This window comes from Clostridium pasteurianum (assembly GCF_001705235.1).
GTDB lineage: Bacteria > Bacillota > Clostridia > Clostridiales > Clostridiaceae > Clostridium_S > Clostridium_S pasteurianum_A.
On the sequence record NZ_MCGV01000001.1, the window covers coordinates 1,065,274 to 1,088,760 of the forward strand.

Here is a 23,487-nt window from a genome sequence, read left to right on the forward strand (position 1 = left end):
TAAATAATAGTTTTTAGACTATTATTTAGTTGTTTCCTCAATTACATCTCTTAATTTGGTATTATGGTCGATAATAACAGTTTCTAATCCTACCATTCTGCTCCAATCATATATCTGATCTACTGTCAATGCTAACGAAAGAACTGTATGGTGTCCTCCACCTGCATAAATCCATGATCTAACTCCATCTAGGAAGTTTGGTTCTGGTTTCCATACCATTTTTGCAACTGGTAAGTTTGGCATATCCTCATCTGGTTTTACTGCTGTTATTTCCTTTATAAGCATACGATAATGTGTGCCTAAATCAAGCATTGTTACTACTACTCCTTTGCCTGTAGATCCATTGAATATCAAACGTGCTGGATCTTCTTTATCTCCAATTCCTAGTGGTTTAACAACAACCTTTGGCTTGTCTGATGCAAATGTTGGATCAACTTCAAGCATATGTGCTCCTAGAATCTTTTCATTTCCACTGCTCAATTCGTATGTGTAATCTTCCATGAATCCAGTCTTTGTATTGTTTGTCATAACCTTTATCATTCTGCTTAATGCTGCTGTCTTCCAGTCTCCTTCTCCTGCAAATCCATATCCTTCTGCATTTAATCTCTGCACTGCAAGTCCTGGAAGCTGCTTCATTCCATAAAGATCTTCAAAGTTTGTTGTAAATGCATTATAATTTCCCTTTTCTAAGAAACTTCTTAATCCTTTTTCTATTCTTATTTGCTCCTTAACTTGCTTTTCATAGAATTTTGGATCATTTTCACCTGGATCTAATATATATATTTTCTTAAATTCTTCATAAGTCTTATTTACTTCAGCTTCTTTAACTTTATCAATTTCAGCAACAAGATCACCTATACCATAGTAATCTACTGTCCATCCAAACTGAATTTGTGCTTCTATCTTATCTCCTTCTGTAACTGCAACATTTCTCATGTTATCACCAAATCGTGCTACCTTTATGCTCTGACTTGCGATATATCCTGCTGCTACCTTCATCCAGTCTGAAACTTCTTTTTGAACTTTTTTATCTTTCCAGTATCCTACTATGATTTTATTATGCTTCTTAAGCCTGGCATTTATAAATCCATATTCTCTGTCTCCATGAGCACTCTGATGTAAATTCATATAATCCATATCTATTGTTTTCCATGGAATATTTTCATTATATTGAGTTGCAAAATGTAAAAGTGGTTTTTGTAAAAGTTTTGTTCCTGCTATCCACATTTTTGCTGGAGAGAATGTGTGCATCCATGTTATAACTCCTGCTACTTCATCTCTGTAGTTTACTTCTTTCATTATCTTTGTTATTTTATCAGCAGATGTTGCTAAAGATTTAAAAACTATTGGATAAGGCAAATTTGCACTCTTATTTAATTCATCAACAATTGCCTCAGAATCCTCTCTTACCTTTGCTAATGCTTCTTCTCCGTATAAATGTTGACTTCCTACTACAAACCAGAATTCCATTTTTTCATTTTTTAACATCATATATCTCCCCTATCTATTTTTTTATTTGTCCATAATATGCATTTTCACCATGCTTACGATAAAAATGTTTATCAAGTAAGCACTTGTCCATTTCGATATTTTGAGGATTTAATTGCATTGAATGATATGTCATCTTTGCCACTTCTTCTAGAACTACTGAATTATGCACAGCATTTTCAGGATCTGTTCCCCATGTAAATGGTCCATGATCATTTACCAAAACACCAGGCATATAATCTGGGTTAATATTATTTTTTTCAAAAGTTTCAACAATTACATTTCCTGTTTCCTTTTCATAATCTGCATTTATTTCTTCTTCTGTCATTTTACGAGTTACAGGAATATTTCCATAGAAATAATCACCGTGTGTAGTTCCTGCTGCTGGTATATCCATTCCAGCTTGTGCAAAAGACACAGCCCATGGTGAATGAGTATGAACAACTGCTTTAATATTCTTAAAAGCTTTATATAGAACCAAATGAGTAGGTGTGTCACTAGATGGATTTAAATCTCCTTCTATTACATTTCCATTTAAATCTACCACAACCATATCTCTAGCTTTCATTTCCGTATATTTAACACCGCTTGGCTTAATTACTACTAGTCCTTTTTGTCTATCAATTCCACTAACATTTCCCCAGGTAAATGTTACCAATTGGTATTTAGGAAGCATTAAATTTGCCTCAAGTACTATTTTTTTCAAATCTTCTAACATTAAATTTAGCCTTCTTTCAAAATATTTTTTCTCTATACTTTAGGGCCTCATTGTTAGTTTATTTCTCATGCACTACTTAATTTTAATATTTTTGCAAATATTAAAGTAACCCTTTACATTAAATAATAAAACAATTCTACCATTTAAACTAACAATTAATCCCTATAAATAAAGAATAAAAATCAACTTCAATAGTATATTTTTGCTACTTTAATGTCCATCTATGATGTATTTAATCGCTTTCATGTATTAAGTATAATATTGATACTTATAAATGTCAATACTTTTTAAAATTTATACGTACTAATATGGCATTGTTAAATACATCTATTTTTGATATACTAATCATGAAGATGAATCTACAAAAGTATTGAAATTACTTATGATAGCGCATAATAATATCAATTTTTATTTTTTGAGTACGCCTAAATTTATGATTTGTCTATAAAATATTTATTTTATAATAGGAGAAAAAAATGAAACACAAGTATGAAGAAGTTGAAGAAAAAATTATAAACTGGGCTACCACGGCTAAATATAAACCGCATGAAAAAATACCAACTGAATCTGAATTAATGGAAATGTTCGATGTTAGCAGGCATACTATAAGAAAAGCCATAGGTGATCTGGTATCTAGACAGTATGTATATAGAATACAAGGAAGTGGCATATACATTTCTGATTGGGCTGAAAATAGAGAAAATCTTAAAAGCACAAAAAATGTAGCTGTACTTACGACTCATATATCAAATTATATTTTTCCAAATATAATTAAAGGCTTGGAAGATACACTTTATTCGGAATCTTTCTCGCTTCTGCTGTCTTCAACTAATAACAATGTCATGTTTGAAAATAGTAATTTAAAAAATTTATTAGCTCATAAGATTGACGGTCTTATTTTAGAACCTACTAAAAGTGCATATAAAAGTCAAAACATTGGCTATTTAAATAAAGTTATTTCCAATAATATTCCACTTGTAATGATAAATGCCTCTTACCCTGAACTTAACTCACCCAGCCTGCGTGTTGATGATTTTGAGGGAGGACGATTAGCAACAGAACATCTTATATCCTTAAATCATACAAGATTAATGGGTATTTTTAAAGTTGATGATTCACAGGGAATTAATAGAATGAATGGCTTTATTTCAGAATGCCAAAGAAGCAACATTCCCCCAATGCCTGATCAAATTTTAACTTATTTATCTGAAGAGATAAATTATTCACTACCTATAAAAATAGAGAATGTATTAAAGTCGGAAAAAAGGCCAACTGCAATTTTTTGTTATAATGATGAAATAGCTTATATAGTATTCACTATTGCTCATAAATTAAATATTAAAATTCCAGATGAATTGTCTGTAATTGGTTTTGATGATTCACGTCTTGCAACAATAATGCATCCACATCTAACTTCTATTACTCATCCTAAAGAGCAAATGGGATGTGATGCTGCTAATTTAATTATAAAGTTAATTAATAACAATAATAAATTTGAAGACAGTGACTCTATTGTTTATAAGCCAAAACTCATCGTTAGAAATTCAACTTGCAAAATAAGTAAATAAAAAATACACTACTTTTATACAAACCAAAATTACAATAATATTTAGTTTTGGTATTTCTAGAAGTATTAAAAATATAACTGGAATACTAAATTTCCAGTTATATTAATACTTAAATATTTAATTTACGCAAATCTTTTGATATTCTCATAAACATCCCAAAATAATAAATTTCCAATGATATTAGATGTTTTTTTCTATACAATTTCTTTTCTATTTTTTAGAACCTGTACCTCTTCTACTATAACTTCAGTAACACATTTTTTATTTTCATTGCTATCATCATAGCTTCTTATATGTTTTCTTCCAACTACTCCGACAAAACTGCCCTTTTTCATATACTTTGCAACATTTTTTGCTACCTTACACCATACAGTAATAGAAATAAAATCTGCTATGCTTTCACTATTATCTTTCTTCCCATATTTACTGCTACAGTGAAATTACATAAATAATTTCCAGTTGCTTCTATAAGCTTAACAACTGAATCTTTATCCATTTTCCCTATCAAAAGTGTTTTATTCATAATCTAACTCCTCATTAACTATATTGTATGTATCGTTATTATTATAACTTTTTAGATTTTATAAACACACTTTGATAAAAATATTGGCCACGATATATATTTTTCTTTAATGCTATATTTACTTCGTTCTAATATTTATTATAATATTCTCATTCTTGCTTTGTCTGAATTTTTAGTACAGCAATATCAAAAATCTTTATTTTCTATTTTGTACTATTAAACCACTAGTATTACAAAGGCAATTCAAATAAATGCCAAATAAAATTCAAAATAAACTTAGTCTTTTTTTATCTTAACATACTATAAACTTATTAATTTAAAGTTATTTATAATTGGCATACCACTTAATTGTATGTTCTTTATATAAAATACTATTCAACCATTATTTCCTCCATATCATCACCAAAGAATTCATTTATAGCTTTATCTTTTATATAATAATATCTTTTATCTTTAACCTCAACTCCAATGTATCCTTTTCGATCTAACTTTTTAGTGGCATGATAAATTGACATATGATGCTGATCTATAATTTGTCCAATTTCATATGCTGACATTTTTTGAGGTTGATTATTATATAAAACCCTTAAAATATTTATAGCAATATTAGGTAAACTTTTCTGTTTCCACTCAGCAATTCTACCTTCAAGTTTCACTTCAAATTTATTAATTTTTCTAACTGTATCATGTTTTGTACATTTAAAACAATTCTTATTTTGTTTATAAATTTCATATTCCATCTCACTATAAATCTTATTACATTCTGAACATTGAATTGTTTCAATACTACTTAAAATTTGAGGAATTATACTAGTTAAATCAAATTCATCCTGACGCCAATAATCCGCACTACGTCTCCCTTCAGGTCTCCCATAATCTATCTTTTTCTGCAAACAAAGTCCATAATTTAATCCATAGTAATAAACTTTTCCTTCTGTCCCACCACGCTTACTCCCTTCATTAAATTTATGAACCATAAAATATAATTCCAACGTATTTAGTAATTGTTCCTTATCCTTATCAATATAAAAATGAGATGTAGGAAGCCAGTAATTATTTCCCTTCTTGTATGTTTCCATAGTTTCAAGAAATAGTTTATTTTCCAAATCATTACTTTGATATTTTTTAATAATATTTCTTTTTACATTAAATAAATACTTAACAATTCCATTAATTAAACATTTTTGTGATATCTGATCTAGTAATTTCTTATCATCATGAAATGACTGCTTAAATCTAATATCATTTATAAAATCAGGATATAAATTCTCCTCATAATATTTAATAGCAGCATTGTCAATATTAGTCATTGATATGGGTGTTCCTTTATTAATAGAAGATAGATAACAATAATTTAATATAAATCCTAAACATCTAGGAATTGCTGCCGTTACTTCAAATAATTTTTTCAAATAAGAATCTAATGTATTTTCTGTAGTTATATTAAATATACCATCTAATGATATTTGGCCTTTGGTAAAAACATCTAATCTTTTATTTAGAGTTTTTCTAATATACTCAATAGACTCTTTTTCGATTCCTTTATAATTAGTATTTGTCTGACCAAATGCTTCATAGAAATCCAAAGGAACAATTGGAATTTTAGTTGAATCAATATTTCCCATATAAATTCTATTTGGATATGCTGCTATCTTTACTTTAAAAGTATCATTATATGACGAAATTATAGGCGCTATCAACGCATCAACAATTACTTTTTGATTTTCTATATCTAATTCACTAAAATCATCTAAAAATAGAAATACATTTGAAATATTATATTTTCTTAGTATCCTCTTTAGCTGTAACAAAATGCCATGTATATCATAAACTTTAATTTCCTTACTGCTATATTTCATATTTATATCATCTGTGTCGCTTACACCCTTTTTAGCTAACATTGATATTTTTTTGATTCCAACCTCTGCTCCTAATTTTTTTTCATCTAAATTTTTTTTATTCTTAGCAACTTCAATCATTCTCTCAAATTCATTTTCTACATATTTTCCATTATCAATTTCATTAAATAGAAATTGGAATTCTGAATCTTCCGACCAATTATTTTCTATATTTTCTTTAATGCAAAATATAACTTGTTTTAAAAAAGCTTTATATGTATTTAATCTACTAAATACATCATCTGTTTTTTTATTAGGAGTCTGCTCATAGCATGTCTGCAAATTTATATAAATGGGTAAGCATCCTTTATTCTCTTCTATTAAAATTTCTTCAGCTCTAACAAATATTGTTGATTTACCAGTTCCCCTTCTCCCCTTCAGTATAATATGATCAGAATCTATAACTTGTCTCAAAATATAATCATCACCAAATAAGTCAACATATAAATCTTTAATAATACTTTTTTTATTTCCATCCATAATATCAGGTCTACCACTATGCATTAATGATTTAAATGCCTTTTCAATATCATGTGATAAAGATTTTAATATAAGACTTTGTTCATCCACTTTAACTAATTCTCCTTTGTATAAATTTATCAAACTTACATTTATATTATTATTAATTTATATATTAGTTTAATAAATTTTTATTATTTTTACAGTGTATACTAATCTTTTCAACATAATTACCATTTAAATATATTATTTTATAAAACACTAGCATTAAAACAATAATACCACATTATTCATATTTTCACCATCTGTTGTTGATATTTACTGTATGTATATCAACAATTTATATTTTTTAATATTATAATTAATGACATGCTAGCTTAAATCACAAATATTCAATTGAAAAACATCATATAATACATATCTTCTTTCTAGTGAAGTAATAGTATCTCAAAGACGATTTAAACAAATTTGTATAAATCTTAGACAAAATTTTAAAGAGGCTTAGTACTTTCAATTTGTCTGAACGACAGTGAGTTATTGAAAGTTCTTAGCCTCTTTAAAATTTCGTCTTTAGATTTATTAATTTATTTAATGTTTTGAGATACTATTACTTCACATGTTTTAACAACATTTTCTTCAGTAAATCCAAACTCTTTAAATAATGTACCAGCTGGTGCAGAAGCTCCAAAATGATTCATTGCAATAACTTCTCCATCAATTCCAGTATATTTATGCCATCCAAATGGTGACGCAGCTTCAACAGCTACACGTGCTCTAACTGCATTTGGCATTACCTTTTCTTTATAAGCCTTATCCTGCTTATCAAAAAGCTCAAAGGATGGAACACTTATTACTCTAGCATCTATTCCCTTTTCTAAAAGAGTCTTTTGCGCATTGTATATTAATTCAACTTCAGAACCTGATGCCATAAGAAGAGCATCTGGAACTGCTTTCTTTGAATCTTTTAATACATATGCACCCTTTAATGCATCTTTCCCTGATTCAGCATATGAAGGAAGCTTCTGTCTTGTAAGAATTAAAGCAGTTGGTCCTTCTGCCTTTTCTACAGCATATTTCCATGCTTCAACAGTTTCTTTTGCATCACAAGGTCTTAATACTGTCATATTAGGTATGCTTCTAAGTGCTGCTAACTGTTCTATTGGCTCATGTGTTGGTCCGTCCTCTCCAACTCCTATACTGTCATGAGTAAGTACATATATAACAGGAAGCTTCATGAGAGCTGACATTCTCATTGCACCCTTCATGTAATCACTAAATACAAAGAAAGTTGCTACATATATCTTTAATCCACCGTGAGCTGCTATTCCGTTTGCAATGGCAGCCATAGCATGTTCTCTTACTCCAAAGTGAAGATTTGCACCACTCTTATCTTCCTTTGAAAAGTTTCCTCTACCATCCATATTTGTCTTGTTAGACGGTGCTAAATCTGCAGAACCACCTATTAAATTAGGAACTGCTTTTGCTATTATATTAAGTGCCTTTCCTGATGATTGTCTTGTTGCCATTGGTTTTTCTAATTCTTTAAAATCAGCAATTTCATCAAGATTTACTTTTACTTTTCCACTCATCCAGTCGCTAAATTCATTAGCAAGCTCCGGATATTTTTCTTTATATTTGTTAAAGAGATTTTTCCAATCATCTTCAAATTTCTCAAGAGATTTTTGTACTTCCTGCATGTGCTTTTTAACTTCTTCTGGAACATAAAAATCTTCTTCATAATTCCAGTTTAAATTTTTCTTCAATCCATTTATTCCGTCTTCTCCTAGAGGTGAACCATGAACACCTGCAGTTCCTGCATTTGGTGCTCCAAAACCTATTGTAGTTTTAGATATTATGATTGATGGTTTATCTGACTCACTTTTAGCTTTTTCTATAGCTGCACCAACTTTAGTAATATCAGAACCATCATCAACATTTATTACATTCCAGTTGTATGCTTTAAAACGGTCTCCAACATTTTCTCTAAATGCTATGTCTGTATTTCCTTCTATTGAAATATCATTATCATCATAAATTAAAATTAATTTTGATAAACCTAAAGTTCCTGCAAGTGAGGCAGCTTCGCTGGATATTCCTTCCATCATACATCCATCACCACATAAAGCGTATGTATAATGGTCAACTATGTTTAATCCATCTTTATTAAATTTTGATGCAAGATATGCTTCTGCCATAGCCATACCAACTGCATTAGCTATACCCTGACCCAAAGGTCCTGTGCTTATTTCAACTCCTGGTGTTAAGCCATATTCTGGATGACCAGGTGTTATACTATTCCATTGTCTAAAATTCTTTAAATCTTCTATAGAAACTCCATATCCAAATAAATGTAGAAGTGAATATAAAAGCATAGATGCATGACCTGCAGATAAAACGAATCTGTCTCTATTAATCCAGTTAGGATTTGAAGGATTGTGCTTTAAATGATTTGCCCAAAGTTCATATGCTACCGGTGCTGCTCCAAGTGGTGTACCTGGATGACCAGAATTAGCCTTCTCAATTGCTTCAGCAGATAAAACCCTTATGGTATTTATGGATAACTCATCAATATTCATATTTATTTATCCTCGCTCCTTTAGCTTATTTTTTACTTATCGCTTACCTACAATAATAATACACAATAAACTATATATTTTCAATAGGTCTTCTCTCAGGTTTTTTATTACATATCTTCTTATGCCTATTTTTAAGTTCTGCCTCTATGTCCTCAAGTTTTATATTTTTTTCGCTTAAAAGTACGAGGGTATGATAAATTGTATCGCACACTTCATTCACTAAATCTTCCTTATTTTCTTCCTTTGCTGCTATTATTACTTCTGTAGTTTCCTCTCCAACTTTCTTTAAAATTTTATCAATTCCTTTGTCAAAAAGGTAATTTGTATATGATCCTTCAATTGGATTATTTTTTCTATCTTCTATAACTTCATATAACTGACTTAGTATTTCATTTTTATCCATGCTTATATCTCCTTACTATCAATTTGAAAATTTCTATAAAAACAAGTTCTATTTCCAGTATGACATGCAGCTCCAATCTGCTTTACTTTAACTAATATAGTATCACCATCACAATCCACAGCTATACTCTTAACATACTGAAAATGCCCCGAAGTTTCTCCTTTATTCCAATAGGCTTTTCTTGACCTACTCCAAAACCACGTAGTTCCAGTCTTCAAAGTTCTTTTTAAGGACTCTTCGTTCATATATGCAAGCATTAAGACTTCACCATTTTCATCATCCTGAATAACAGTAGGAACAAGTCCCTTTGAAAAGTCCACCATACTAATTATATCTTCGTATGCCAATTAAATCACCACCAAATTTTTATAATCTATGCGTTATATCTAACAGGAATATCATGTTCTTTTAAATAATTCTTAACTTCTCCTACAGTATACTCTCTGTAGTGAAAAAGTGAAGCCACAAGTGCTGCATCTGCTGATGTCTTCTTAAATATTTCATCAAAATGCTCAAGTTTTCCACAGCCTCCAGAGGCTATTACAGGTATTCCAACAGTTCTGCACACTTTATCCGTAAGTTCAACATCATATCCTTTTTTCGTTCCATCAGCATCCATACTTGTAAGAAGTATTTCTCCTGCTCCAAGCTCTTCACATTTTTTTACCCATTCAATTGCATCTATTCCAGTATCCTTTCTTCCTCCATTTATAAATACGTTGAAACTTTTATTATCCTTATTTCTTCTTGCATCTACAGCAACCACAACGCACTGGCTTCCAAATCTTTTTGCTGCCTCACGTATGAGCTCAGGATTTCTTATTGCAGCTGAATTAATGGATATTTTATCAGCACCAGCTCTTAAAATATTTTTAAAATCCTCAAGGGTTCTTATTCCTCCCCCTACTGTAAGAGGAATAAATACTTTTTCTGCTGTTTTTCTCACAACATCTATCATAGTTTTTCTTCCGTCATTAGTTGCACTTATATCTAGAAAAACTATTTCATCAGCACCTTCTTTATTATAGAAATCAGCAATTTCCACAGGATCACCAACATCCTTAAGATTCACAAAATTAATTCCCTTTACAACTCTTCCCATATCCACATCAAGACAAGGTATTATTCTCTTTGTAAGCATAATTTTCACCTCTTTAACCTTCTATAGTATCTATAGCATATTTGAGATCAACTTTTCCACTGTATATTGCCTTTCCAACAATTGCTCCATAAATATTCATTTTACTTAATTTAACTAAATCATCTATGTCCTTTATGCCTCCAGATGCTGTTATATTACAGTTTACACTTTCTTTAAGCTTTTGAAGCATATCAAAATTAGGTCCATTTAAAGTTCCATCTTTGCTTATATCAGTTAAAATTATAGTTTCAACACCCATGTCCTCCATGATTTTTGCAAATTCTATGTAATTTATTTTGCTGACGTTTATCCAGCCATTTACCGCAACATATCCATCCTTTGCATCTATTCCAACTGCTACAGCTTTTCCATATTTATTTAAAGCCTCTTTAACAAAATTTTTGTCGTTAAGTGCCGCTGTACCTAATATTACCCTTTTAACACCTATATCCATAAGTTTCTCAACAGTTTCCATATTTCTTATTCCCCCGCCTAATTCCACAGGTACTTTTGTACTATTTACTATTTGCTTAATGGATTCGAAATTTACAACTTCCCCATTAAGTGCTCCATCAAGATCAACAACATGTATGAACTTTGCCCCAGCCTTTTCAAAGGATTCCGCCGTTAATACCGGACTTTCAGCTACTACACTTGTTTTATCAAATTTGCCCTGATAAAGTCTTACGCACTTCCCACTTCTTATATCAATTGCAGGTAATATTATCATCTATATCAACTCCCAAAAGTTTTTAAGCATTTTTATTCCTACGTCTCCGCTTTTCTCTGGATGAAATTGAAGCCCAAAAACATTTTTATCACTTACTACAGCAGGCACTTTGCTGCCATAATCACAATATGCATTTAAATTTTCTTCATTTTCTACATCACCATAATAAGAATGTACAAAATATACGTAGCTTCCTTCCTTTATACCCTTAAGTACACCACATTCTTTAGGTATATTGAGACTGTTCCACCCCATGTGTGGAATCTTATATTCTGTTTGCAATTTTCTAACTCTACCCTTTATAAGCCCTAAGCCCTTAGTAAGCTTGAATTCTTCACTTTCATCAAACAAAAGCTGCATTCCAAGGCATATTCCCATAAAAAGCTTTCCACTTTTAGCTTCCTCAATTATCACTTTATCTATGCCATTCTCACTTAAACTTGCCATGGCATCCGGAAAAGCTCCAACACCCGGAAGTATTATTGCATCACTTTTCTTAATTTCATCTGTATCTGAAGTTATTATTGAGTTTGCTCCTATAAAATCCAAGGCTTTCTTTACACTTAAAAGATTGCCCATACCATAATCAATAATAGCTATTCTTTTACAATCACTCATATGCGTATCCTCCTCACATTAAATACTTCCCTTTGTAGACATGACTCCTTTAATTCTTGGATTCTTTGAGACTGCTTCGCTTAGTGCTCTTCCGAATGCTTTAAATAATCCTTCAACCATATGATGATTGTTTTTTCCATATAGCACTCTAGTATGAAGTGTTATACCAGAATTAAAAGCCACTGCTCTAAAAAATTCTTCTACCATTTCAGTTTGAAAATCTCCAAGCTTTTCTACTGTGAACTCAGCATCAAATACCAGAAAAGCTCTGCCGCTTAAATCCATAGAAACCTGACATAAGCTTTCATCCATGGGCACAAAAGCTGTTCCGTATCTGTTTATGGATTTTTTATCTCCAAGGGCTTTTTCAATACACTCACCTATAACAATTCCAACATCCTCTACAGTGTGATGACTGTCTACATTTAAGTCTCCCTTAGCTTTAACCTTTAAATCCATAAGACCATGTTTGCTCATAAGCGTAAGCATGTGGTCAAAAAATCCTATGCCTGTATCTATTTCATATTTTCCTTCACCATCTAAATTAAGCTCTACTTGTATATCAGTTTCAGCCGTCTTTCTACTAAGACTGCAAGTTCTCTTTTCTTCACTCATTGTTTACATCTCCAAATCTACAATTTATTCAAATCTTACTTTAATTGAATTTGCATGTGCAGTGAGTCCTTCAGTTTCAGCCATTTTAATTACTTTATCCTTTACTCCCTTTAGCGCATCTCCAGAATAATATAAATAACTTGACTTTTTAACGAAATCATCTACTGAAAGAGGTGATGAAAATCTAGCTGTTCCACTAGTTGGAAGTACATGATTAGGTCCTGCCATATAATCTCCTAAAGGTTCTGGTGCAAACTCTCCTAAGAATACAGAGCCTGCATTTCTTATTTCATGTAAATATTCAAATGGATTTGGTGTTACAAGTTCAAGATGTTCTGGTGCAACAACATTTCCTATTTCTATAGCTTCTTTTAAAGTATCTACTAAAATAACTGCTCCATAATTTTTTAGGGATTCAAGTATTATATCCTTTCTGCTTAAGTCTTCAACTTGACGTTTTACTTCAGCTTGAACCTCTTCTGCAAGTTTTTTTGAAGTTGTAACTAAAATTGCAGATGCAAGCTTATCGTGCTCTGCCTGAGACATCAAATCTGCAGCTATAAATTTAGGATTTCCCGTTTCATCTGAAATTACAAGTATCTCACTTGGACCTGCTATCATATCTATGTCAACAAATCCAAACACACTTTTCTTGGCCATTGCAACAAATATATTTCCCGGTCCTACTATTTTATCTACCTTATTTATAGACTCTGTTCCAAAAGCAAGAGCTGCAATTGCCTGTGCTCCGCCAACCTTATATATTTCATCTACACCAGCTAAATCTGCTGCAACTAAAATATTGGGATTGACTGTCCCATCCTTCATAGGAGGAGTTGTCATTATAATTTTACCTACTCCTGCTACTTTTGCCGGTATTGCATTCATCAAAACCGAAGATGGATAAGCTGCTGTGCCTCCTGGAACATATATACCAACCTTGTCTAGTCCCCTAACAACACGGCCCATAACAATGCCACCATCCTTAGGCACTATATATGAATTTTGAACTTGCTTTGAGTGAAAGTCCTTTATATTTTCTTTAGCGGTTTTAAGTGCTTCAACAAAATCTTTTTCTACCCTATTATATGCACTTTTTATTTCTTCCTCAGTTACCTTTACACTTTTAACAGCTGGGCTATCAAATTTATTAGTATATTCAATTAATGCCTTATCTCCATTTTTCTTTACATTTTCTATTATATCCTCAACTATTTTCATAACTTCAGAGTTTTCTTTCCCCTGTCTTTCCTTTAATGACTCAAAATATTTTTTTCCGCCTTCACTATTTCCTTCTATTACTCTTATAATATCTTCCACGTCTATTCTTCCCTTCTAAATATTCTTTAGACTATAGCTTTAACTTTCTGTATTATATCAGCTATCTTATCTCTCTTTAATTTCATGCTGGCTCTATTTACTATCATTCTTGCACTTATATCGCATATATCATCAAAAATCATAAGTCCATTTTCTTTTAATGTTGTTCCCGTCTCAACGATATCTACAATTGCATCCGCAAGCCCAAGTATAGGAGCTAATTCAACAGAACCTTCTATTTTTATAATCTCAACATCCATTCCCTTTTCTCTAAAATATTCTCTAGTTATGTTAGGGTATTTTGTAGCTATTTTTTTTCTATTACAGCCCTCATTTAATTGGAATCCAGGCAAAGATGCTAGAGAAAATTTGCATTTGCCAACCTTTAAATCCAAAACCTCGTAAAAATCCTTTTTCATTTCAAGCAAAGTATCCTTGCCAACTATTCCGATATCTGCTGCTCCGTGCTCAACATAAGTTAAGACATCTGGTGCCTTAACGAGTACAAAATCTATATTATCTTTTTTATCATGGAAAATAAGTTTTCTACCTTTATCCTTAAGCTCACTGCAATCAAAGCCAACCTTTTCAAAAATCTCAGTGGCGGCTTTTTCAAGTCTTCCCTTAGTAAGTGCAATCCTAATAGGTCTATTTTTCTCCATAATTTATACCCCTTATCTCAATTATTTTCCACTTGTCTGCATCAAAGAGCTTATCTATTTTATTTTTAACGCAATACTTTTTTGTATCCTCTAAATTATTAAAAAGACTTACCTCTGCTTTAATGCCCTTTGAATTAAAATCGCTCAGAGCTTCATAAGCTTTTTCTATATTGTTATCCGAAGCAAAAACCAAATACTTTTCCTTTGAATATAATTTTTTTCTGAGGCTATCATCAAGCGCTAACATTAAATTATCAACATTTATTGCAAGTCCAGTTGCCGGCATATCACGTCCAAACTGCTCTATGAGTTTATCATATCTTCCTCCACTTAAAAGAGCATCTCCAACACCATGAGCATATCCTCTAAATATAAGTCCTGTATAATAATTTATATGCTGTACCATTCCAAGATCTATTAAAAGATATTCACTGAATCCAGCTTTACTTACAATGTCATATAAATCTTCTACAGTTTTGAGTGCCTCTACAGCTTTACTATTTTTAGTGAGCTTTCGAGCCTTTTCTATAATTTCTCTTCCTCCAAAGAGTTTAGGCATATTCGTCAATATTTCACGGCTGTCTTCCTCAATTAAATTGCTATTTTTATCTACAAATTCTTCAACCTTACTAAAATTTTTACTTTCTATTAAATTTCTTAACTTTTCTGAATCTTCTTTATTTAATTTTACCTCGGAGATTATGCTTTTAAAGAATTCTACCTGACCTATTTCTATTTTAAAATCCGTAAGTCCTGTATTTAGAATTGCTTTTATTGCTGTTATTAAAACCTCAGCATCTGCTCTAAGACTTGATATTCCAAGCACCTCTATACCAGACTGTGTTATTTCACTTATTTTTCCGTCAAGAGCTTTATTCATTCTATATATATTGCCCTTGTAACTTAATTTTAAAGGATAATTTTTAGCTTTTGCCTTTGTCGCTGCAATTCTAGCAATTGGAGTTGTCATATCAGGTCTCAATACTAAAATTCTTCCCGTATTATCAAATAATTTATACATTTTTTCCTGACTTATAGGTTGATTTTCAAGATTATATACATCATAAAACTCCATTGTTGGAGAATTAACTTCTTCATATCCTACTTTTACATAAGTATCTCTTAAAATATTCTCAATGTTATTTTTTATGCTGCATTCTTCGAACAAAATGTCTCTTGAACCTTCAGGTATATATTTTTTTAAATTAATCATAATTTCACTTCCTACTTTAAGCTTTTCATTACTTTAGCGTGATAACGTGTTAACGTGTTAAATATATATTACCAATTTATTTGCCTTCTGTCAATCGTTTTATAACCTTAACTATAAGTTTAATTTAGTAACGTATAATATTTATTTTAATCTAAAATTATTGATTTATAACAAAAAAATAATAGTGTTTAAAAATCATTAAAACTCTTAAACACTATTACCTTAAATATACTGCAAATTCCTTCTACTGTGTTTTAAATTTTCCTATCTGAAGTCCCATTTCCTTTGTCATAAGATTTAGTTCTTTAGAAGCTACTGAAACTTCTTTTGCTAAATTGCTCATCTCATCTGATGATGCTGTAATTTCTTCTGCTGAAGCTGAAATTTCCTCTGCCGCACTGGATGCATCTTCAACCTTCTCAACTATACTATCTTTTTCCTCTTTAATATTCTCAGAAGCTGAATTTACTGATTGAATTTTTGGCATAACATTTTTAATAACTTCTATTATGCTTTTAAAAGAATCCATTGTATTATTTATTACATCTACCTGAGAATCTAAATCATTTTTCATATTATCAGTATTACTCATTATAAGCTTAGTATTTTTAGAAAGCGATGCTATCAAATCAGTTATATTATGAGAAGATACCTTTGTCTGCTCTGCAAGCTTTCTAATCTCATTAGCAACTACGGCAAAGCTTTTTCCACTTTCACCAGCACGTGCAGCCTCTATAGATGCATTTAATGCAAGTAAATTAGTCTCATCAGCTATAGAATTTATTATATTCACTATGTTAGATACATCTTTAATACTACTATTAAAATTTATTATTTTATCTTGCAAATTTTCAAATGAAAAGCTTATATTTTTTACTGCTTCAATTAACGAATCCATATTACTGCTACTACCATTTGCAAGTTCGTTCATTGTTAAGGTCTCTGTATTAATATCCTTCAAGTTACTTACTATACCTTCAAGCCCATCACTAAATACATTTAATGAATTCGTAATTTCAACTAAATCATTGGCCTGATTGCCTGCCCCATTTGCAACTTCTTGAATAGCTATTGATACGTTATTGGATGAGGATTTCATATTTTCAGAAATATTAGATAAATTTTGTGAATTATTTTCTATCTTATCAGATGTATTTCTAAAAGCTTTAATTATAGAACTAATTGAATTCTTCATTAAACTCATTGAATTTACCATATTCCCTATTTCGTCCTTACTCTCTAAATACTTCCCTCTTATATCTTTAGAGAAATCTCCAGTAGCTAGAACATTTAAAACCTCTTCAGAATATTTAATTTTCTTTGAAATCTTATCTGCTATAAAGTACGTTACTAAAATGCCACCAATTAAAAATAAAATTGAATACATTGCAATTGACTTTTTTAGACCACTTAATTCAGATAAAAGTTCATTTTCATTAAGAATTACAACTATAGACCAACCTTCTTTTTTTACAGGTGCAAAGCCACCATAAGAATACTTTCCACCCCAAAAATATTTACTCAAACCAGTTTTTCCGGCAATCATTTTCTTCTGCATATCCGCAATACCCTTAAGACTTGGATCTTTTTTAGCTTGTTCTATAGAATTATATTTATTTAAAGGCATGCTTTTATCAACATATGCTATACTTACAGATTTACTATTTATCATATAAGCACTGCCTGTCTTTCCAAATGATATTTTCTTAATCATTTCACTTAACTCTAAACCATCTCTAACTGATACTAAAACTCCTGTAATAGAATTGTTATTTTTTATTGGTACTGCATATACCATAGACATAGATTTTTTATCAGCAGCAACAACAGGGTCATCCACATAGCTTTTACCTGCTAACGCTTCTTTAAAATAAACTTTATCCTTAATATTAGCTTTAGTTCCATCTGTATATGTTATTATACCATTAACATCTGCATAACCCATTTTTATGCTTCCATTGGCATTATTTTGAGCTTTCAAAACTGATAACTTATTATTTATGTCGCTGCCATTTTTAATTTCATCCATAGAAGAAATTATCTTAAGTTCATTTATATGCTCATCTAGTGAAGCTTGAACAGTATTTGCCGCTTGAGTAGCTATCTGTGGAAATGTTTTTCCTATATTACTTACTAAAGCATTATATGCATTAATATAAAAAATAGCTCCCATGCCTGTACTTATCGCTAATATAATTAATCCTATTAATACAACTAGCTTTCTTTTAATAGATTTTTGAATCATATAAACACCTTCTTCTTTAGTTTAATCATTTTTATTTAATTCTCTCATCTTTATGAGTATACCGTTTATTGTCGAAAAAGAATCCATCAATTGCTTTATATCTTTATCTGAAAGCACTTTAAATCTTTCTAAAAACTTTTCCTGGGAAATATTTATGCAACTTGAAATCAAATCCACTCCCTTCCTAGATAAAGCCAAATAGATAATTCTCTTATCATCTGAATCCTGCTTTTTAGTTATATAGCCTAATTTATATAATGCATTTACACTCCTACTTGTATTAGGGATTGAAATATTAAGCCTCTCGCTTAATTCTGATGAAGTTGTTCTTCCTTGAATATGAATTTCATTTAGCATTTTAGATAGTAATGGGCTTACTTCTGAATTGTTAAAGTCAGGCATTAAATCCAATATTTCGTTTTCAAATAATATATAAAAATTCACTATACCAAGTACTAATTTTTCAGATTGTTTTTTATCCATAATAAACTCCTTCAAAGTTAAATTTTTCTTATACACTTAATATATCATAATACTTATCAAAAGACAACTATCTTTTGATAAGTATTATGTACTAAATATTGTTCCCTGTGATAGTAAATAAAAAGAGATTAAGTCTCCCTTCTAAACTTAATCTCTCATACACCATTCTCAAAATTCTATTTAAATTTACTTTAGAGCTTCACCAAAATCCTTAATTAAATCACATACATCCTCAAGCCCTACTGATACTCTTACTAGCCTGTCACTTATTCCAAGTTTTATTCTTTCATGATGAGGTATTTCTGCATGTGACATTTTAGATGGATATGACACAATAGTTTCAACCCCTCCAAGACTTACCCCAACAGCTGCACATTTAACCCTCTTCATGAAGTTTTTTGCCCTTTCAATTGTATCTGTTTCAAAAGACAACACTGCACCGGGTCCATCTGCCTGTGAAAAATGGATTTCGCGCCCAAAATGACTTGGTATTCCTGGATAATACACCCTTGTTACAAAAGAATTTAGTAGAAGCCATTTTGCAAGCTCTTCAGCATTTTTCTCCTGATAAAGCATTCTAACCTTAAGAGTTTTAATCCCCCTTAAAAGCAGCCATGAATCCTGAGGTCCAAGTACCGCGCCAAAGGCATTTTGAACAAAATATATTCTATCTGCTAATTCCTTATTTTTAGCTACCACAAGACCTGCAACAACATCACTATGCCCATTTAAAAACTTCGTAGCACTGTGAACCACTATATCACAGCCAAGCTCCAGTGGTCTTTGAAGAAATGGTGACATAAAAGTATTATCAGCTATAACAAGCAGATTATATTCCTTTGCCAGTTTAACTATTTCCTTTATATTTGTTATCTTCATAAGTGGATTTGATGGAGTTTCTATGTAAATTGCTTTTGTATTTTCTTTCACAGCTTTCCTTACTTTATCCACATCCGTTGTATCTACAAGCTCACATTCTACTTCAAATCTGTTAAAAAACTGTGTGCTTATTCTATAAGTTCCGCCATAAACATCCTTAGGCACAATTATATGATCCTTAGCAGAAAAAATGCTTAGGACAGATGAAATTGCTGCCATTCCAGAGGAAAATGCAAAGCCCTTATACCCGCCTTCAAGAACAGCTATAGTATTTTCAAGAGCTGCCCTTGTTGGATTTCCAGATCTAGAATAATCATATTTAACATCACCATCAATATCGCTTTGATGAAAAGTTGAAGTTTGATATATAGGTACACTTAACGCCCCTGTAGTTTTATCCATTTCATAACCATTATGTATGAGTTTAGTTCCAAATTTCATATTTTTCCCTCCTATACCTTAAAGTGCTCTATTTAAATCTTCTATTAAATCATCCACATTTTCTATCCCAACTGAAATTCTTAAAAGTTTATCTGTAATTCCAAGTTTTTCTTTTATATCATCCGGAATGTCTGAATGAGTTTGAGTGTATGGATAAGTAATTAAGCTTTCCACACCACCAAGACTTTCTGCAAAAATAATAACTTTCACCCTTTCCAGTATCTTCTCCGCAGTTTCGCAGCTATCAACATAAAATGAAATCATGCTACCAAATCCTGAAGCCTGTTTAGCCAAGATATCATGTCCTGCATGTTCCTTTAATCCCGGATAAATCACTTTTGTTACCTTATCGTGAGTCTTTAAAAAGTTTGCTATCTTAATTGCATTTTTTTGCTGTTTATCGAGTCTTATAGAAAGAGTTTTTATTCCCCTTAAAGTAAGCCAGCTGTCAAAAGGTGAAAGCACCGCCCCTACAGAATTTTGTATAAATCTCAATTTAGAAATTAAATTTTCATCATTTAAAATAACAAATCCTGCTAAAGTATCATTGTGACCACTTATATATTTTGTACCACTGTGAATTACAACATCACATCCAAGCTCTAGTGGCCTTTGATAGTATGGTGTCAAAAAAGTATTGTCCACAATAAATAAAATCCCACATTCTTTGCATATTTCAGCTGATTTTTTTATATCTGTAATTTTCATTAGTGGATTAGTTGGACTTTCTATATACAGAGCTTTTGTATTTTTTCTTATATTCTTATTTATATTATGAGTATCCGATGTATCTACATAAGTTGCTTCAATGCCATAATTTTTATAAATTTCTTCAAATATTCTATAGGTTCCACCGTACAAATCCTCAGAAACAATTATGTGATCTCCACTCTTAAATAAAGTTAAAACACTTGATATTGCAGCCATACCAGACGAATATGCAAAGCAAGCTTTTCCGCCTTCAAGTAATGCAATGGTTTTTTCAAGTTCTTCTCTTGTAGGATTTTGCGTTCTGGAATAATCATATCCTGTTCCCTTATTTAATCCTTCATGTCTAAATGCAGTAGTTTGATATATTGGATAACTTACTGCCCCTGTTCTAGTGTCAAAAGAAGTACCATGTACAGCTTTCGTTTCAAATTTTCTACAATCAATACTATTCATAAAATCCCTCCAAAAAATAAAACTGCTTCTTATCCACAAAAAATAAGAAGCAGTTAAAACATTCTCATCTCTCAGGATAAACCTGTAGGATTTAGCACATTTCCCATATATGGGCTGTTGCCGGACTTCATAGGGCCTATCCCTCCGTCACTCTTGATAAGAAAATATTTATTTAGTTTTCAAATTTATTTACTAAGTTATTGATTAAATTATATTACAACTTTTTTGCCCTGTCAAATATTAAATTTAAATCTTTTATATACTTTACCTAATCTATCCAAAAATATTTTTACTAAAGTATCTATCCCCCCTATCTGGGAATATGGTTACTATATTGCCGCTTTTAATATTCTTACTAAGCTTTAATGCAGCAGCTAAAGCAGCTCCTGATGAGCTCCCCACTACAAGCCCTTCTTTAAGTGCAAGCTGCCTAACCATATAAAAGGCTTCATCATCATTAACTTTAATGACTTCATCTACAAGCTTCATATCCATGGTATCCGGAATAAAATCATTGCCAATGCCTTCTATATCGTAACTTGCTTCTTCGCCGCCACCCATAGTAGAGCCCTCTGGATCTGCAAGTATTCCTTTTATATTTTTATTTTGTTCCTTTAAATATCGGGCTACCCCCGCATAGGTTCCACCGCTTCCTGCCCCTGCAACCAAATAATCAATTTTACCTTCAAGATCCCTGTAAATTTCAGGCCCTGTTGTCTCATAATGTGCAATAGGATTAGCTGGATTTACAAATTGACCTAAACTTATAGCATTGGGTATGGTTTTTAAAAGTTCATTCGCCTTTTGAACTGCTCCTTGCATACCATTTTCTCTAGGAGTATTTACAATTTTTGCACCAAAAGCCTTCATAAGCGTCTGCTTTTCAAGTGAAAACTTCTCTGGAACAACAAATATAACATTATATCCTTTATTAATTGCAGCAAGAGCTATCCCTATTCCCGTATTTCCTGCCGTTCCCTCTACTATGGTGTATCCTTTTTTTAACGTGCCCTTTTTCTCAGCAGCTTCTATCATATAAACGCCTATTCTGTCCTTGACACTTCCACCTGGATTAAAAAGTTCAAGCTTTGCAAATATATTGACTCCACTCTTAACTTCAATATTATTGAGTTTTACTATAGGAGTATTTCCTATAAGCTCTCTAACATCATTTACATATTTCACTTTTCTACACTCCTTTCAAGTGCATTTAATAAATCGTCAATTAAATCCTCTACATTTTCTATGCCTACAGAAAGCCTTATAAGATTATCTACAATTCCAACTTTCTGTCTTATTTCATATGGAATTGCTGCATGTGTCATTGTAGCAGGATGGCATACGAGTGATTCTACTCCGCCAAGACTTTCCCCAAAAGTTATGAGCTTTAAATTTTCAAATAACTTTTTATAATCATATTCTTTTTTTACTACAAAAGATATTATGCCGCCATAGCCTAAAGCCTGCTTCTTTTGAATTTCGTGTCCAGGATGATCTTCAAGTCCAGGGTAATATACTTTTTCTATTTCTTTACTATGATTTAGGGCATTAGCAATCCTAAGTGCATTATCATTGTGCCTATCCATTCTCACTGCAAGAGTTTTTATACCCCTTATTAAAAGGAATGAATCAAAGGGTCCTAAGACTCCTCCTGTTGAATTCTGTATAAAGTGTATTTTCTCTGCTAGATCATTATTATTAACCACCACAAGTCCCGCAACTAAATCGCTGTGACCACCAAGATACTTTGTAGCACTGTGAATTACTATATCTGCACCAAGAGTAATTGGTCTTTGAAGATAAGGTGTCATAAAAGTGTTATCAACTATAGTAAGAAGTCCTTTTTCTTTTGCTATACCAGAAACTAATTTGATGTCTGTAATATCCATAAGTGGATTTGTAGGGCTTTCAATATATATGGCTTTTACATTTTTGTCTATATTTTTTTTAACTTCTTCTGGCTTTGAAGTATCAACTATTTTATAACCTATACTAAAGTGATTAAATACTTTATCAAGTACTCTAAAAGTTCCTCCATAAACATTATTTGATATTATTATTGTATCTCCTGATTTGAACAATGATAGAACAGCTGTAATGGCTGCCATTCCTGAGGCAAAAGCAAAACCTGCATAACCTTCCTCTAAATCAGAAATTAATTTTTCTAAAGCTTCTCTCGTTGGATTCCCTGTTCTAGAATATTCATACCCCTTGTTTACGCCTAACTTTACTTGTTTAAAAGTAGAGGTTTGATATATTGGAACATTTACTGCGCCAGTAGTTTCATCTCCATCTTTACCTCCATGAATTAATAATGATTCAATTTTCATAATATCCCTCCTA

At 31.3% G+C, this 23,487-nt stretch carries 20 protein-coding genes, 1 pseudogene and 1 riboswitch; of the genes and pseudogenes, 1 reads left to right on the plus strand and 20 read right to left on the minus strand.

The window, feature by feature from the left end; translation table 11 throughout:
• Positions 1-21 precede the first annotated feature (21 nt).
• Positions 22-1,488, minus strand: coding sequence for an L-arabinose isomerase (gene araA, locus BEE63_RS04725; protein WP_066020281.1), 1,467 nt, complete (start codon positions 1,486-1,488; stop codon positions 22-24).
• A 16-nt stretch (positions 1,489-1,504) separates the two neighbouring features.
• Positions 1,505-2,206 carry an L-ribulose-5-phosphate 4-epimerase gene (gene araD, locus BEE63_RS04730; RefSeq protein ID WP_066020282.1) on the minus strand — a complete coding sequence of 234 codons (702 nt, stop codon included), beginning with the start codon at positions 2,204-2,206 and terminating at the stop codon, positions 1,505-1,507.
• A 476-nt stretch (positions 2,207-2,682) separates the two neighbouring features.
• On the opposite strand from araD, the gene BEE63_RS04735 reads away from it, so the two are divergent.
• Entirely contained in the window at positions 2,683-3,774 is a 1,092-nt protein-coding gene (locus BEE63_RS04735; protein WP_066020283.1) for a GntR family transcriptional regulator, read from the plus strand.
• A gap of 194 nt (positions 3,775-3,968) precedes the next feature.
• Here BEE63_RS04735 and BEE63_RS22445 read toward each other — a convergent pair.
• From BEE63_RS22445 to BEE63_RS04825, 18 genes and pseudogenes are all read right to left on the minus strand, one after another.
• Positions 3,969-4,297 (minus strand): annotated as a pseudogene (locus tag BEE63_RS22445) (single-stranded DNA-binding protein).
• A gap of 371 nt (positions 4,298-4,668) precedes the next feature.
• The gene (locus BEE63_RS04745) at positions 4,669-6,765 is read right to left on the minus strand and encodes a hypothetical protein (RefSeq protein ID WP_066020284.1); all 2,097 of its coding nucleotides are present in this window, start codon (positions 6,763-6,765) and stop codon (positions 4,669-4,671) included.
• Between the two features lie 473 nt (positions 6,766-7,238).
• Positions 7,239-9,230 (minus strand): transketolase, encoded by a 1,992-nt coding sequence (tkt, locus tag BEE63_RS04750; RefSeq protein WP_066020285.1) that lies wholly within the window; start codon positions 9,228-9,230, stop codon positions 7,239-7,241.
• A gap of 70 nt (positions 9,231-9,300) precedes the next feature.
• Complete coding sequence (hisE, locus tag BEE63_RS04755; protein WP_066020286.1) at positions 9,301-9,633, minus strand: phosphoribosyl-ATP diphosphatase; 333 nt, start codon at positions 9,631-9,633, stop codon at positions 9,301-9,303.
• A gap of 2 nt (positions 9,634-9,635) precedes the next feature.
• A complete protein-coding gene (gene hisI / locus BEE63_RS04760) occupies positions 9,636-9,956 on the minus strand; it encodes a phosphoribosyl-AMP cyclohydrolase (protein ID WP_066023161.1) in 321 nt (106 codons plus the stop codon).
• A 50-nt stretch (positions 9,957-10,006) separates the two neighbouring features.
• The gene (gene hisF, locus BEE63_RS04765) at positions 10,007-10,774 is read right to left on the minus strand and encodes an imidazole glycerol phosphate synthase subunit HisF (protein WP_066020287.1); all 768 of its coding nucleotides are present in this window, start codon (positions 10,772-10,774) and stop codon (positions 10,007-10,009) included.
• Positions 10,775-10,787: 13 nt separating this feature from the next.
• Entirely contained in the window at positions 10,788-11,504 is a 717-nt protein-coding gene (gene hisA / locus BEE63_RS04770) for a 1-(5-phosphoribosyl)-5-[(5-phosphoribosylamino)methylideneamino]imidazole-4-carboxamide isomerase (protein WP_066020288.1), read from the minus strand.
• A complete protein-coding gene (gene hisH / locus BEE63_RS04775) occupies positions 11,505-12,122 on the minus strand; it encodes an imidazole glycerol phosphate synthase subunit HisH (RefSeq protein ID WP_066020289.1) in 618 nt (205 codons plus the stop codon).
• 18 nt (positions 12,123-12,140) lie between these two features.
• Positions 12,141-12,737 carry an imidazoleglycerol-phosphate dehydratase HisB gene (gene hisB / locus BEE63_RS04780; RefSeq protein ID WP_066020290.1) on the minus strand — a complete coding sequence of 199 codons (597 nt, stop codon included), beginning with the start codon at positions 12,735-12,737 and terminating at the stop codon, positions 12,141-12,143.
• A gap of 24 nt (positions 12,738-12,761) precedes the next feature.
• Positions 12,762-14,057 (minus strand): histidinol dehydrogenase, encoded by a 1,296-nt coding sequence (hisD, locus tag BEE63_RS04785; protein ID WP_066020291.1) that lies wholly within the window; start codon positions 14,055-14,057, stop codon positions 12,762-12,764.
• Positions 14,058-14,083: 26 nt separating this feature from the next.
• Positions 14,084-14,719, minus strand: coding sequence for an ATP phosphoribosyltransferase (gene hisG / locus BEE63_RS04790; RefSeq protein WP_066020292.1), 636 nt, complete (start codon positions 14,717-14,719; stop codon positions 14,084-14,086).
• Complete coding sequence (locus BEE63_RS04795) at positions 14,706-15,932, minus strand: ATP phosphoribosyltransferase regulatory subunit (RefSeq protein WP_066020293.1); 1,227 nt, start codon at positions 15,930-15,932, stop codon at positions 14,706-14,708. Before BEE63_RS04795 ends, hisG begins: the two co-directional genes overlap by 14 nt.
• Positions 15,933-16,176: 244 nt before the next feature.
• Entirely contained in the window at positions 16,177-18,177 is a 2,001-nt protein-coding gene (locus BEE63_RS04800) for a methyl-accepting chemotaxis protein (protein WP_066020294.1), read from the minus strand.
• 21 nt (positions 18,178-18,198) lie between these two features.
• The gene (locus BEE63_RS04805; RefSeq protein WP_066020295.1) at positions 18,199-18,660 is read right to left on the minus strand and encodes a MarR family winged helix-turn-helix transcriptional regulator; all 462 of its coding nucleotides are present in this window, start codon (positions 18,658-18,660) and stop codon (positions 18,199-18,201) included.
• A 186-nt stretch (positions 18,661-18,846) separates the two neighbouring features.
• Positions 18,847-19,980 carry a trans-sulfuration enzyme family protein gene (locus tag BEE63_RS04810; RefSeq protein ID WP_066020296.1) on the minus strand — a complete coding sequence of 378 codons (1,134 nt, stop codon included), beginning with the start codon at positions 19,978-19,980 and terminating at the stop codon, positions 18,847-18,849.
• 18 nt (positions 19,981-19,998) lie between these two features.
• On the minus strand, positions 19,999-21,144 hold the full coding sequence (locus BEE63_RS04815; RefSeq protein ID WP_066023162.1) for a trans-sulfuration enzyme family protein: 1,146 nt from the start codon (positions 21,142-21,144) through the stop codon (positions 19,999-20,001).
• 61 nt (positions 21,145-21,205) lie between these two features.
• Positions 21,206-21,307: riboswitch (SAM riboswitch) on the minus strand.
• A 110-nt stretch (positions 21,308-21,417) separates the two neighbouring features.
• Complete coding sequence (gene cysK, locus BEE63_RS04820) at positions 21,418-22,329, minus strand: cysteine synthase A (protein WP_066020297.1); 912 nt, start codon at positions 22,327-22,329, stop codon at positions 21,418-21,420.
• Positions 22,326-23,474, minus strand: a complete 1,149-nt coding sequence (locus BEE63_RS04825; protein WP_066020298.1) for a bifunctional cystathionine gamma-lyase/homocysteine desulfhydrase — start codon at positions 23,472-23,474, stop codon at positions 22,326-22,328. The genes cysK and BEE63_RS04825 overlap by 4 nt, the downstream gene beginning before the upstream one ends.
• Positions 23,475-23,487: the final 13 nt, after the last annotated feature.